Below are 11680 nucleotides of genomic sequence, written 5' to 3'. Positions count from 1 at the left end.
CTATTTTCTTGACTTAGTACGGTAACCCAATTTACGGCCTTGCTTGCGTGCGGCTTGGCGATCTTGGTATCGGATTTGCCATTCGATGGCTTCAACACCAAGTTTTTGATTAGCGTCACCTGGGAATGGCTTAATGCCTTTCTCGCGGTAAAGTTTTATAATCTGCTGTCGCTCAGCAATTGTAATGAATAGCTCTGGGTTCTGCCCCAATGCACTGCCTCCACCATAACCACCAGCAAAAGCAGGCATTTGAGATGCAAGGCCAGCGATAAGTGTTGTTGCTAAAACAAGTGTGGTTTTCCGCATGATATTCTCCAATCAAATTTCTAAGATGCAAAATTTAGTGCCTTGGTAAGGCCGTTGCATCGCTTGAACCTAAAGTGGGGGTATTCGGAAGAAATTACAAACACGCTCTCATCACGTTTATTCCAACTAATACTTTTTCGCGTTATCAATGATCGTGATTCAATCAATTACCGCCAAAGCACTTTTATTATTTGCAACCATGCGATAGGACAGATCATCTCTTTCAACTTTAGATTAGCTGGGACCTCTCGATGACCGCAATTTTAGATATTTCCGCCCGCCAAATTTTTGATAGCCGTGGCAACCCAACAGTAGAAGTTGACGTCGTTCTCGAAGATGGCTCTATGGGCCGCGCCGCTGTACCATCAGGTGCATCGACAGGCGCACACGAAGCCGTAGAACTTCGCGACGGTGGCGACCGTTATATGGGCAAAGGCGTCACCAAAGCCGTTGAAGCTGTAAATACTGAAATCTTCGAAGCCCTAAGCGGCCTTGATGCAGAAGATCAAATCAAGCTCGACCGCATTATGATTGACCTTGATGGCACACCAAACAAAAGCCGCCTCGGCGCCAATGCAATCTTGGGCGTATCATTGGCAATTGCGAAAGCAGCCGCAGAAGCAGCCGCACTTCCGCTATACCGTTACATTGGCGGCACACAAGCGCACGTGATGCCGGTTCCAATGATGAACATCATCAATGGTGGCGAACATGCTGATAATCCAATCGACATTCAAGAATTCATGATCATGCCTGTAAGCGCCACATCCATTGCGGATGCAGTGCGTATCGGTTCAGAAATCTTCCACACGCTCAAAAAAGGCCTCAGCAAAGCTGGTCACAACACCAATGTGGGTGATGAAGGTGGATTTGCACCAAACATCGGCTCAACAGTTGAAGCGCTTGATTTCATCATGACATCGATTGAAGCAGCCGGATACAAACCGGGTGATGATGTTTGCTTGGCTCTCGATTGCGCCTCATCAGAATATTACAAAGATGGCAATTACGTTCTTAGCGGTGAGGGCAAAACGCTCAACTCTGCTGAAATGGCTGATTACCTAGAAAACCTCGTCAACAAATACCCAATCATCTCAATCGAAGATGGCATGGACGAAGATGACTGGGATGGTTGGAAAATCTTGACCGAAAAAGTAGGCAACCGTTGCCAGCTTGTTGGTGATGACTTGTTTGTAACCAATTCAATCCGTCTTGCAGACGGCATCGAAAAAGGTTGTGGCAACTCAATCCTCGTGAAAGTGAACCAGATCGGTACGCTGTCAGAAACCTTGGATGCGGTGAACATGGCGCAACGTGCTGGCTTTACAGCGGTTATGTCACACCGTTCTGGCGAGACAGAAGACAACACAATTGCCGATCTTGCCGTTGCAACCAATTGCGGTCAGATCAAAACGGGCTCTCTTGCTCGCTCAGACAGAATGGCTAAATACAATCAGCTGATTCGTATTGAAGAAGAGTTGGGCCCACAAGCCGTTTATCCAGGCCGAGGTGGCTTGAAAGTATAATTCTTTCAAACACTTGACCGATCAAAAAATTCAAACCCCAGCCTTCATGGTTGGGGTTTTTCGTTATATTGAAAATTTATTTTCCTATTGTTTAGGATCGCAACGGTTTCTTAAACTCAATGACCGATTCTATAGATGTAGTATTGAGTAAATAGTTTCGGTGACTGTCTATGGCGACCCGCCAGCGTAAAAAATCACTAATCAACCGTTTTATCCTGCCAGTTTTTTCTGTTGCGTTCTTAGGGTATTTCGGTTTCCATTCATTTCACGGCTCCTACGGTTTGATTGGCTATCAGTCCATCAAAGGTAGAATTAATGTCTTAGAAACAAGGCTTTCTGCGGTTCAAAAAGACCGAGAAGCGTTGGAATTGCAGGTCAATTTGTTGACGCCAGGCAGTCCAGACAAAGAGACCGTAGACGAACTCGCTCGCGCCAAGCTCAATGTGGTGCATCCAAATGAGGTTGTCTATTTGCTGGATAATTAATTCATAAGCAGTTAATTTGCTTAATTAACTGAAATCAAGTTATTAATATAAAAACTCATTATAATCAGGTAGTTGGACGGGAGTGATATATCCCAATCCCTGTCTTCTATTTTGCTATAGATAATGATACGTTTCACTAATCCAATCTCATGAGGGCGGCATGGCAGCAAAAACAAAAGGCGGGAAACCGTCGACAGGCTCTAACAAGCCAAATGATTTCTCAAAAGAACAAGACCTCCAAGCTTACAAAGACATGTTGTTGATCCGACGGTTTGAAGAAAAAGCCGGTCAACTATATGGCATGGGCCTTATCGGTGGTTTCTGTCACCTTTACATCGGCCAAGAAGCTGTTGTTACAGGCATGCAAATGTGTATTCGCGAAGGTGAAGACCAGCTTCTCACCAGTTACCGCGACCACGGTCACATGATTGCCTGCGGCATGGACCCAAATGGCGTTATGGCTGAATTGACCGGACGCATGGGCGGCTTATCGAAAGGTAAGGGTGGCTCAATGCACATGTTCTCCAAAGAGAAACAATTCTTTGGCGGTCACGGCATTGTTGGAGCACAGGTGCCAATCGGTGCCGGCCTCGCATTCGCCAATAAATATCGCGGCAATGACAAAGTTTCGCTCACCTATTTCGGTGACGGCGCCTCTAACCAAGGCCAAGTCTACGAAAGCTTCAACATGGCGTCGCTATGGAAGCTGCCAGTGATCTTCATTATCGAAAACAACCATTATGCAATGGGTACATCTGTTAGCCGTTCATCGGCACAATCAGAATTTGCTCAACGTGGCGAAGCGTTTGATATTCCAGGCGTTAAAGTTGACGGAATGGATGTTCGCGAAGTCTACCATGAAGGCATGAAAGCTGTAGAGCATTGTCGTGCTGGCAAAGGCCCATACATTCTTGAAATGAGCACATACCGCTATCGCGGCCACTCAATGTCTGATCCGGCGAAATATCGCAGTAAAGACGAAGTGCAAAAAATGCGCGCTGAGCACGACCCGATCGAGCAGGTTAAGCAGCGTATTATTGAGCGTGGCCATGCGGACGAAGCGTCACTCAAAGACATTGATAAGAAAATTCGTGGTGTCGTAAATGCGTCCGCTGATTTTGCAACAAACGATCCGGAACCGCCGATTTCCGAGCTTTACACGGACATTCTGGTTTAAGGGGACGATACCATGCCAATAGATATTTTAATGCCTGCGCTCTCCCCAACCATGGAAGAGGGCAAACTTTCAAAATGGCTCAAAGCTGAAGGTGACACTGTGTCATCTGGCGATGTGCTTGCTGAAATCGAAACAGACAAAGCCACAATGGAAGTTGAAGCCGTTGATGAAGGCGTGATCGGTAAGATCATGGTGGAAGAGGGCACAGAAGAAGTAAAAGTAAACGCTGTCATTGCAGTTCTCTTGGAAGAGGGCGAAGACGCAAGCGCGATCGGTTCATCACCAAGCCCAGCGCCAGCAGCAGCTGCCGCAGCACCAGAAGCAAGCGCTGAACCAGCACCAAGTGTGCCAGCACAGCCAATTGCACCTGCCGAGACATTATCTGACCCTGACATTCCAGCAGGCACAGAAATGGTGCCAACAACAGTGCGCGAAGCATTGCGCGATGCAATGGCTGAAGAAATGCGCTCAGATGATGATGTATTCGTCATGGGTGAGGAAGTTGCTGAATATCAAGGTGCTTATAAAATCACCCAAGGTTTGCTTGCTGAGTTCTCTGACCGTCGCGTCATCGACACGCCGATTACAGAGCACGGCTTTGCTGGTCTCGGTGTTGGTGCAGCCTTTGCGGGCTTGAAACCAATTGTTGAATTCATGACATTCAACTTTGCCATGCAAGCGATTGACCACATCGTCAATTCTGCGGCTAAAACGCTTTACATGTCTGGCGGCCAAATGGGTTGTCCAATCGTGTTCCGTGGTCCAAATGGTGCCGCCTCTCGCGTGGCGGCTCAGCACAGCCAGTGTTATGCAGCATGGTACAGCCAAATTCCGGGCCTCAAAGTCGTTATGCCTTACGGTGCAGCAGACGCAAAAGGCCTCTTGAAAGCGGCCATTCGTGATCCAAACCCTGTGATCTTCTTAGAAAACGAAATGATGTACGGTCGTACCTTCGACGTGCCAAAGCTTGATGATTTCGTCTTGCCAATTGGTAAAGCGCGCATTGAACGTGCGGGCGATGACGTGACAATCATTTCTTTCGGCATTGGCATGCAATACGCCATTGAAGCCGCCGACACCCTTGCAAGCATTGGCGTAAATGCTGAGGTCATCGACCTTCGTACAATTCGTCCGCTTGATATGGACACTATTTTGGCTTCTGTTCGCAAAACAGGTCGATGCGTAACCGTTGAAGAAGGTTTCCCACAGTCATCTGTTGGCTCATATCTTTCTAGCCAAATCATGCAGCAAGCATTTGATTATCTTGATGCGCCAGTGATTACTTTGGCGGGTAAAGATGTTCCAATGCCATATGCGGCGAACCTAGAAAAGTTAGCTCTTATAACAACAGCTGAGGTTATCGAAGCCGTTAAAGCTGTGACGTATATGAGCTAAGCCAATGATCAAACTGGATATCAGATCTGTCCGCTATGACCGGATGAATGATGGCGTCCAGTTTGACACCGCCAGCCGGGTCGGTCGTCGACCTGGATTGGTAATCGAGATTTCCAAGGATGCGTTGGAAGACCATTTTCATCGCCCCCTTGACCAAGAAATGGCCGTTTTAAAAGCGGTTGAAATTCAAACCTTTATTCAGCAGGCCGCTAACCGGATTCCGGCTGATGATGGCAAAATTCGCCTGACGAAAGCCACCCTAAACGGGCGCGACTGGGAGTAAACAATGCCGATTGAAATTTTAATGCCAGCTCTTTCACCAACGATGGAAGAAGGCAAACTGAGCAAATGGGTCGTAAAAGAAGGTGACAGTGTCACTTCTGGTGATGTGTTAGCCGAAATTGAAACCGACAAAGCGACCATGGAAGTGGAAGCTGTAGATGAAGGCACCATTGGCAAAATTATGGTCGATGAAGGCGCTGAAGGCGTCAAAGTAAATGCCATAATCGCGGTTCTCCTAGAAGAGGGCGAAAGCGTCTCAGACATTGGCGCTGCCCCTGCAGCCGCACCAGCCGCTGCACCCGCAGCGCAAGCGCCTGAGGCGGAAGCTGCGCCAGCACCTGCTGCTGTCGCACCAGCACCTGCCGCTCCAAAGGCTGCTTCCGGTGATCGCATCTTCTCTTCACCACTTGCTCGCCGGATCGCCTCACAAGAGGGCGTCGACATTGCAGCTGTTAGTGGCACAGGCCCACATGGCCGTGTTGTAAAGCGGGATGTTGAAGCAGCAATCAAATCTGGAACAGGCAAAGCCAAAGCAGCAGCTAGCGCTCCTGCATCGCAGAAAACCCTTGCAACCGGCATGTCAGATGAAACTGTGCTTAAACTCTTTGAAGAAGGCTCTTACGAGATCGTTCCTCATGATGGTATGCGCAAAACAATCGCAAGCCGCCTGACAGAATCAACGCAGACAATCCCAAGCTTCTATCTTTCAGTTGATTGTGAGCTGGACGCGCTATTGGCCACCCGCAAACAAATCAATGACGCCGCGCCAGTCGTGGATGATAAGCCTGCTTACAAAGTCTCTGTAAACGACTTCATCATCAAAGCATTAGCGCTAGCCCTTAAAGCCAACCCAGCAACCAACGCTTCTTGGACTGAGAGCGGCATGGTTATGCATAAGCATGCAGACGTCGGCGTTGCAGTGGCAATTGAAGGTGGCCTGATTACGCCTATCGTGAAAGCGGCGGAAGAAAAATCGCTGTCTGTCATTTCAAACAACGTGAAAGACCTTGCCAAGCGCGCCCGTGATCGCAAGTTGAAACCATCTGAATATCAAGGTGGCACAACAGCAGTCTCAAACCTCGGCATGTTTGGTGTTCGTGATTTCACATCCATCATCAACCCACCGCATGCGTCTATCGTATCTATTGGTGCGGGCGAAAAGCGTCCGGTTGTTCGTGATGGCGAGCTAACTACAGCAACCATGATGACAGCGACCTTCGCGTTCGATCACCGTGTGATTGATGGATCTGTTGGCGCGACATTGTCATCAAGCTTTAAGCACTACCTCGAAAACCCATTTTCAATGATGGTGTAAACCTATGAAGACCGTTCTGGCCTTCGGTGACAGTATTATGTGGGGCTTTATCCCAGGCACGAGAGCGCGTTATCCGCGTGACGTGCGCTGGCCCCGCGTTTTACAAAAAGCCTTAGGCAATGACGTTGAAGTGCTCGACAACGCGCTAAACGCCAGAACGACTGTTCATGACAATCAATTTCGCGATCATCGCCGTGGTTTGGATATCTTGCCGTCACTGCTTGAAAGCCACGCACCGCTTGATTTGGTTATTTTGGCATTGGGGTCAAACGACTTCCATACCAATTACAGCCTCACACCGTTCAATGTAGCGCGTGGGATGCGTCGATTGGTCCAAACGGTCAAAACCTATCACACAGAGCCAGACATGCCCGTTCCTGAGGTGCTTGTCGTCTCACCAACGAAGATCATCAAAACCGATGATCCTTATTACGGCCCAATCTTTGGCGACACCTACAAACGCTTTGATGAATTAGCCCCGCTCTATGAGCAAATGGCAAACGACGAAGGCGCACACTTTTTCAATGCTGCAACCGTTGCAAGCGGTACAGCGTTAGATGGCATTCATTTGAGTGCTGAAGACACGATCAAACTTGGTGAGGCACTTGTCGCACCAGTCAAAACAATTCTCTCAGTTTAGGAGCTAAGCTCATGTCTAATTACGATATCATTGTTATCGGCGGCGGCCCCGGCGGCTATGTGGCCGCAATCCGTGCCGCGCAACTTGGCATGAAGACAGCCGTAGTTGAGCGCGAGCATCTCGGCGGTATCTGCTTGAACTGGGGCTGTATCCCAACAAAAGCACTGCTGCGTTCTGCTGAGATTTTCCACTATATGGAAAATGCCAATGATTACGGCCTAAGCGCTGACAAGTTTGGCTTTGATATTTCAAAAGTCATCGCCCGTTCTCGCGGCGTCTCTGCTCAATTGAACGGTGGCGTTGGCTTCTTGCTTAAGAAAAACAAGGTCGATGTTATTTGGGGTGAAGCTGAAATCGTCAAAGCAGGCGAAGTCAAAGTTTCTGCACCGAAGAAAAAGGCTGTAGAGCCTCAACACCCAGCGCCAAAAGGCACAAAGGGTGAGGGCACTTACAAAACCAAGCACATCATCTTATCCACTGGCGCACGTCCACGCGCTATCCCAGGTATTGAGCCTGATGGCGATAAGATTTGGACATACTTTGAAGCAATGAACCCGAAAGAGATGCCAAAATCTCTGGTGGTTATGGGTTCTGGCGCCATCGGTATCGAGTTTGCAAGCTTTTATAAAACAATGGGCGCTGATGTGACTGTTGTGGAATTGATGCCTCAAATCATGCCGGTAGAAGACAAAGAAATCTCAACCATTGCCCGCAAGCAGCTTGAGAAGCAGGGCATGAAGATCATTACTGAGGCGAAGGTGACCAAGGTTGAAAAGACCAAAGATGGCATTACGGCTCATGTTGAAGGCAAAGACGGAAAAGTAACACCGATCAGCGCTGACAAACTCATTTCTGCGGTTGGCGTTGTTGGTAACATCGAAGGTCTCGGCCTTGAAAAGCTCGGCATTAAAACTGATCGCGGCTGTGTTGTGATTGACGGCTATGGCAACACCAATGTTGCTGGCATCTACGCAATCGGCGACGTGGCTGGCCCACCAATGCTTGCACACAAAGCTGAGCATGAAGGCGTTATCTGCGTCGAGAAAATCGCAGGCCTTGATGCACACCCAATGGACAAAGCAAAAATACCTGGCTGTACTTACTGTAACCCACAAGTTGCAAGCGTTGGCATGACGGAAGAAAAAGCCAAAGAAGCAGGCCACAAAGTGAAAGTTGGTCGCTTCCCATTTGCTGGTAACGGCAAAGCAATAGCGCTTGGTGAACCGAATGGTTTGGTCAAAACAATCTTTGACGAGAAAACGGGCCAATTGCTTGGCGCGCATATGGTTGGTGCTGAAGTAACAGAGCTTATTCAAGGCTATGTGGTTGCCATGAACCTTGAGACCACAGAAGAAGACCTAATGCATACAGTCTTCCCGCACCCAACTCTGTCAGAGATGATGCATGAAAGCGTGCTCGATGCTTATGGCAAAGTTATTCACGCCTAAGGGCTAAAATTACTGAACCATTTCTGAATAGGTTATTTGACATCTGTTCACAAACGATTTGATATACCCTGTAATCATTATTTGATTTAACAGGGTATATTTTTATGAAAATTATGACAATCGGCGCACTATTGCTCGCCACCACCGCCTCCACAACATCAATGTCGCTGTTCACAGCAACAGCCGCAAACGCAGATAGCTGCTGGAACCATAACGGCTCCATCATGCGCCTTAAAGCCAGCGGAAAAAAACGCTGGTTTTATTACGAACACCCACGCTCAGGCCTTTCAGTTAGCCCTGGCACACTGCTTTTCAATGGCCGTAATAATGGTGGCTATTATTCCGGAAATGCGCGGGTTTTTTCGCGCTTTAATCCTGACAACCCCTTGCAGTATCATGTTGAAGGCCCTGTAAGTAAAAACCAAACGCGTATCACCATGCGTGGCACTCGTGAGGTCTGGCGCAGAGGACAACCAACTGGCCGCCAGAAAACAGACACACTGGTTTTCACCTTTCAATATCAGTGCTAGGTTTGTACAAATTCATGGGTTTCACCATGAGATAATTTAACTGGGTGAGCGATTAACCGTCGCTCACCATTATCATGTGAGGGTGTTATGGGAATTTTTTGGTCAATCATCATCGGCGGCATCGCAGGCTGGATCGCCGAACAAGTGATGAAAACCAATCATGGCCTTTTGACCAACATAATTTGCGGTGTCGTCGGCTCATTCATTGGTTGGTGGATCGTTGGCCTAATAGGCATCACCATTCTACCCGGCTTTATTAGCAATATTATCGTAGCGTCTTTAGGCGCGATGTTGGTGATTTTTGTCTACCAGAAAGTAAAAGGTCGATAACACGATCAATCCGAATAGCTTTTAATTTCAGCGCTGGCTTTTCAATGAAGTTCCAAAACAGGGCTGAGACAGGCAATGCGATGAGCATAGCACTTGCAAAATTTATAACAGGCGAGGCTTCTGGCAGCAGAGTGTAGATGATCTGCTGGAGTGGGAAACCTGTAATATACACGCCGTATGAATAATCTTGGCGATCCGTAAAACGCGCCAAAGCACCAAAGTTCAAACTACCGATATAAAGCGCAAGGTAGCTACCCATGATAATCTGGATTGGTGCGTAATGAATGCCAACGAGAAGCAAAACTAGGTTCAAAGCACCGAAGATCACCAACCCTTTGAGATTAGGGCGAAGCGCGTCACGCCACTGCCATACCCAAGCACCGATAAAGAACGCAAAAACAAAACGTGCAAGGTGTGAATCGATCGTTGCGGTTTTCTCATCATAGAAGAAATTCATATGCACAACGCAAATAACCATGACGGTTAAACTGAAGGTCTTGAAAGTTACGAATGCAGGAAAACGGTTTTTGATCGCTGCAACAACGGTAAAGCTGAGAGCCAAAAACAAATAACAAAACACCTCAAACCGCAGTGTCCACAAAGGTGAGTTAATTGTATCGGAAAGCGGATTGTTCGCAAAAACACCGGGTAGGGTGGCACTATCACCAAACAACAATAGGGTGCGTGCTGAAAGGTCAACAAAGGTGAATAACGAAAACGGTTCAGACGACATCACCGCGCCAATGCCAAACATAAAGAAGACAAGCGCAAGGATCGCTGGATATAGGCGCAAAAACCGAGCCCACAAAAATTGAAGCGTCGATGATGTGCGTTCCATTGATGCCATGATCAACAAGCCAGACAAACAAAAGAACATATTCACTGAATGCCAACCTAAGGTGTGACCAGTCAATTCAGCCAAGGGTTCTTTCACCGCATCGCCATGTACAATCGCTGTTGCATGAGAAAACACGACCAAGCTCGCGGCCAATAATCGAACCACGCCAAAACTATTAGATCCAGTAGGGGAAATTTCTGAGATAGTACGAGTATTTCTTCGCATGTTCTGCCAAGCTCCGGCTGATAAATTTGCGGTTCACCCCTGATCGCAAATTTAAATTTTCCAGTACTGTCCCAGCTATTAAAATATTACATCGCCTTATAACCTGCAACTTAATGCTGAATTAACCATTAATGTGAAGGATTTGCTCCAGTTTACGCTCGACTTTTTGCCCAACAAAATCCATATAGGGGGGCAGGAGAAAGATACTAATATGGTCACTGTTCTTGATACGGCAAAACAGACAAAGCCACAGCTTCGTCACCCAGAAAAAGCGAACCGCCCAGTTCATGCACGCGTTGAAAAACCGTCGTGGATCAGAGTGCGCGCTCCGGGGTCAAAAGGCTATTTAGAAACCCAGAAGATCGTAAAAGAAAACAATCTTGTCACCGTCTGCCAAGAAGCAGGTTGCCCGAATATTGGTGAGTGCTGGGAAAAGAAACACGCTACCATGATGATCATGGGCGAAATCTGCACCCGCGCTTGTGCCTTTTGTAATGTGCGCACAGGCATGCCGCACCCGCTTGATCTGGATGAACCAAGCAATGTTGCCAATGCCGTTGCTAAACTCGGCCTTGAGCATGTGGTTATTACATCCGTTGACCGCGATGATCTTGATGATGGCGGTGCCCAGCACTTTGCAAACGTCATCACCTCAATCCGCGAACGTTCGCCCAATACGACAATTGAAATTCTAACGCCTGATTTTCTTCGCAAAGAGGGCGCTTTGGAAATTGTCGTTGCGGCAAAGCCAGATGTGTTCAATCACAACCTTGAAACGATACCAGGCAAATATCTCACTGTAAGACCGGGTGCTCGTTATTTCCATTCGTTGCGTTTGTTGCAGCAGATAAAAGAGATTGACCCAACCATCTTCACTAAATCTGGCATCATGGTGGGCTTTGGTGAAACGCGGAATGAAGTCTTGCAGGTAATGGATGACCTGCGCAGCGCTGACGTTGATTTCATCACCATCGGCCAATATTTGCAGCCAACACCACGTCACCATGAATTGGTGGAATATGTGACACCAGAAGCTTTCAAAGGCTATGAGACAGTTGCTTATACCAAAGGCTTCTTGATGGTATCATCAAGCCCGCTTACCCGTTCATCGCACCATGCTGGCGAAGATTTTGCCAAGCTTCAAAAAGCCCGTGCTGAAAAGAACGCATCACATTAGTGAGCG

The 11680-nt window shown here is 47.8% G+C and carries 13 protein-coding genes; 11 read left to right on the top strand and 2 right to left on the bottom strand.

The window, feature by feature from the left end:
- The gene (locus tag ABJO30_11005; protein MEP3233346.1) at positions 1-306 is read right to left on the bottom strand and encodes a hypothetical protein; all 306 of its coding nucleotides are present in this window, start codon (positions 304-306) and stop codon (positions 1-3) included.
- 251 nt (positions 307-557) lie between these two features.
- On the opposite strand from ABJO30_11005, the gene eno reads away from it, so the two are divergent.
- The 10 genes from eno (at position 558) to ABJO30_10955 (ending at position 9434) form a co-directional block, all read left to right on the top strand.
- Complete coding sequence (eno, locus tag ABJO30_11000) at positions 558-1832, top strand: phosphopyruvate hydratase (protein ID MEP3233345.1); 1275 nt, start codon at positions 558-560, stop codon at positions 1830-1832.
- A 170-nt stretch (positions 1833-2002) separates the two neighbouring features.
- Positions 2003-2317, top strand: coding sequence for a septum formation initiator family protein (locus tag ABJO30_10995; protein ID MEP3233344.1), 315 nt, complete (start codon positions 2003-2005; stop codon positions 2315-2317).
- 160 nt (positions 2318-2477) lie between these two features.
- Entirely contained in the window at positions 2478-3494 is a 1017-nt protein-coding gene (gene pdhA, locus ABJO30_10990) for a pyruvate dehydrogenase (acetyl-transferring) E1 component subunit alpha (protein MEP3233343.1), read from the top strand.
- A 12-nt stretch (positions 3495-3506) separates the two neighbouring features.
- On the top strand, positions 3507-4889 hold the full coding sequence (locus ABJO30_10985) for a pyruvate dehydrogenase complex E1 component subunit beta (GenBank protein ID MEP3233342.1): 1383 nt from the start codon (positions 3507-3509) through the stop codon (positions 4887-4889).
- A 4-nt stretch (positions 4890-4893) separates the two neighbouring features.
- Positions 4894-5172 carry a hypothetical protein gene (locus tag ABJO30_10980; GenBank protein MEP3233341.1) on the top strand — a complete coding sequence of 93 codons (279 nt, stop codon included), beginning with the start codon at positions 4894-4896 and terminating at the stop codon, positions 5170-5172.
- 3 nt (positions 5173-5175) lie between these two features.
- Complete coding sequence (locus tag ABJO30_10975; protein ID MEP3233340.1) at positions 5176-6486, top strand: pyruvate dehydrogenase complex dihydrolipoamide acetyltransferase; 1311 nt, start codon at positions 5176-5178, stop codon at positions 6484-6486.
- A 4-nt stretch (positions 6487-6490) separates the two neighbouring features.
- Positions 6491-7126, top strand: coding sequence for an SGNH/GDSL hydrolase family protein (locus ABJO30_10970; GenBank protein MEP3233339.1), 636 nt, complete (start codon positions 6491-6493; stop codon positions 7124-7126).
- Positions 7127-7137: 11 nt separating this feature from the next.
- A complete protein-coding gene (gene lpdA, locus ABJO30_10965) occupies positions 7138-8574 on the top strand; it encodes a dihydrolipoyl dehydrogenase (GenBank protein ID MEP3233338.1) in 1437 nt (478 codons plus the stop codon).
- A gap of 104 nt (positions 8575-8678) precedes the next feature.
- A complete protein-coding gene (locus tag ABJO30_10960; GenBank protein MEP3233337.1) occupies positions 8679-9104 on the top strand; it encodes a hypothetical protein in 426 nt (141 codons plus the stop codon).
- A gap of 87 nt (positions 9105-9191) precedes the next feature.
- Complete coding sequence (locus ABJO30_10955) at positions 9192-9434, top strand: GlsB/YeaQ/YmgE family stress response membrane protein (protein MEP3233336.1); 243 nt, start codon at positions 9192-9194, stop codon at positions 9432-9434.
- On the opposite strand, the gene ABJO30_10950 is transcribed toward ABJO30_10955, so the two are convergent.
- Positions 9370-10497, bottom strand: coding sequence for an acyltransferase (locus ABJO30_10950; protein MEP3233335.1), 1128 nt, complete (start codon positions 10495-10497; stop codon positions 9370-9372). The two genes, ABJO30_10955 and ABJO30_10950, sit on opposite strands and share 65 nt — an antisense overlap.
- Positions 10498-10708: 211 nt before the next feature.
- Here ABJO30_10950 and lipA point away from each other — a divergent pair, with 211 nt between their 5' ends.
- The gene (gene lipA, locus ABJO30_10945; GenBank protein MEP3233334.1) at positions 10709-11674 is read left to right on the top strand and encodes a lipoyl synthase; all 966 of its coding nucleotides are present in this window, start codon (positions 10709-10711) and stop codon (positions 11672-11674) included.
- Positions 11675-11680: the final 6 nt, after the last annotated feature.

Source organism: Hyphomicrobiales bacterium, from assembly GCA_039973685.1.
Lineage (GTDB): Bacteria > Pseudomonadota > Alphaproteobacteria > Rhizobiales > JACESI01 > JACESI01.
This window is presented reverse-complemented; position numbering and strand designations above follow the sequence as displayed.

Excerpts from the sequence above, each read along its gene's own strand:
- ABJO30_11005 (MEP3233346.1), bottom strand. The coding sequence starts at position 306 with ATGCGGAAAACCACACTTGTTTTAGCAACAACACTTATCGCTGGCCTT.
- eno (MEP3233345.1), top strand. The coding sequence starts at position 558 with ATGACCGCAATTTTAGATATTTCCGCCCGCCAAATTTTTGATAGCCGT.
- ABJO30_10995 (MEP3233344.1), top strand. The coding sequence starts at position 2,003 with ATGGCGACCCGCCAGCGTAAAAAATCACTAATCAACCGTTTTATCCTG.
- pdhA (MEP3233343.1), top strand. The coding sequence starts at position 2,478 with ATGGCAGCAAAAACAAAAGGCGGGAAACCGTCGACAGGCTCTAACAAG.
- ABJO30_10985 (MEP3233342.1), top strand. The coding sequence starts at position 3,507 with ATGCCAATAGATATTTTAATGCCTGCGCTCTCCCCAACCATGGAAGAG.
- ABJO30_10980 (MEP3233341.1), top strand. The coding sequence starts at position 4,894 with ATGATCAAACTGGATATCAGATCTGTCCGCTATGACCGGATGAATGAT.
- ABJO30_10975 (MEP3233340.1), top strand. The coding sequence starts at position 5,176 with ATGCCGATTGAAATTTTAATGCCAGCTCTTTCACCAACGATGGAAGAA.
- ABJO30_10970 (MEP3233339.1), top strand. The coding sequence starts at position 6,491 with ATGAAGACCGTTCTGGCCTTCGGTGACAGTATTATGTGGGGCTTTATC.
- lpdA (MEP3233338.1), top strand. The coding sequence starts at position 7,138 with ATGTCTAATTACGATATCATTGTTATCGGCGGCGGCCCCGGCGGCTAT.
- ABJO30_10960 (MEP3233337.1), top strand. The coding sequence starts at position 8,679 with ATGAAAATTATGACAATCGGCGCACTATTGCTCGCCACCACCGCCTCC.
- ABJO30_10955 (MEP3233336.1), top strand. The coding sequence starts at position 9,192 with ATGGGAATTTTTTGGTCAATCATCATCGGCGGCATCGCAGGCTGGATC.
- ABJO30_10950 (MEP3233335.1), bottom strand. The coding sequence starts at position 10,497 with ATGCGAAGAAATACTCGTACTATCTCAGAAATTTCCCCTACTGGATCT.
- lipA (MEP3233334.1), top strand. The coding sequence starts at position 10,709 with ATGGTCACTGTTCTTGATACGGCAAAACAGACAAAGCCACAGCTTCGT.